Source organism: Neisseria sp. P0009.S007 (assembly GCF_051962515.1).
The window spans coordinates 1-1,102 of the sequence record NZ_JBQCVF010000467.1 but is presented as its reverse complement, the minus strand read 5'-3'; the positions used below and the strand labels follow the sequence as shown (position 1 = coordinate 1,102).

Genomic DNA, 1,102 nt, shown 5'->3' with positions numbered 1-1,102 from the left:
GCAATCAGTTGGGCGGCTACAAGGTGCGCTACATATCGGTTTTGTTCATGTGTATCACGGCAAAGAAAAAATGCCGCAGCATACATCAGGTTTAGCGACCAATAAGGCACAATCGTCCATGCCCAAAACGGAATATTGCTTTCCCATGTAAAAGCGATTTCAGGCACATAGTCCAGCGATGCTGCATAATGATTGGAGATGCCGTAGCTGGTGTAAAACAAGATACCGACTGAAATCAGCTTGAGTAGGGAGGTTTTGAGGGAGGGTTTCATGGGGGATTAGTTAATAATTAAATATTTTGATTCCGTGAGCCTATTTAAGATAAGTGATATTCGTACCATCAATGCTAAGAACTTTTCTATTCAGTAGATGCTGTAATAGTTTTTCAGTTTCATGATTGTTGGATTTTGCATGTGCTTTTATAGTGTTTCGTAATGTATTGACTTTACCTGGGCGTTTTGATGGTTCAACTGACAGTGCGGCAATTACTTTTTTCCACATGGTTTCATCAGGCAAATGGAGTATTTTCTTTTGAGATATGGGATTGGGATTAGTATGGGGAAATGGAGCATATTCAATTTTTCCATTGTTTTGGCGAATATGGTTTTGTTCGCGTAAATGGCGTGCAAAGGCTTGAATATCAGCTTGACTAATAGTAAGTGAGAGAGCATCTGCACGTTTCTGTACGGCATCTTGAAAATCAGTATAAGTTTTGGGTTTGATATTCAAAATATAACGTTGGATTTTCTGTAATAGATCATTGTCACTGATGTGGTAAATCACTATACCTTGCTCATCAACACTAATTAAGTTTTGTGTTTTAAGTTTATTAATAATATGAGCAGTCGTTGTTTCACATTCTTCGTCTGTTTTACCTTGAAATTGTTCGCGTAAAATATATTTACACAGATTTTGTTGCAAATTATGTAAGCGAGATGGAAGAAAAGCGTTGGGCGGACGCAAAGCAGTTAAGGCTGCTTGAAAATAAGGTGCTAATGACTGGGGTGGTTTGAGGGAATTTTCATGTTGAGGGTTGGGTTCTAGTAGTTTTGTTGGAGGTGTAGTATTAATTTTTGTGTGCTGCACTTCATCTATATTTTAT

The 1,102-nt window shown here is 37.9% G+C and carries 1 protein-coding gene and 1 pseudogene; both read right to left on the bottom strand.

The window, feature by feature from the left end:
• A pseudogene (locus ACTHS3_RS14105) lies at positions 1-272 on the bottom strand (phosphatase PAP2/dual specificity phosphatase family protein); the annotation flags it as partial.
• Positions 273-312: 40 nt separating this feature from the next.
• The gene (locus ACTHS3_RS14100) at positions 313-1,086 is read right to left on the bottom strand and encodes a PIN domain-containing protein (RefSeq protein ID WP_440368263.1); all 774 of its coding nucleotides are present in this window, start codon (positions 1,084-1,086) and stop codon (positions 313-315) included.
• Positions 1,087-1,102: the final 16 nt, after the last annotated feature.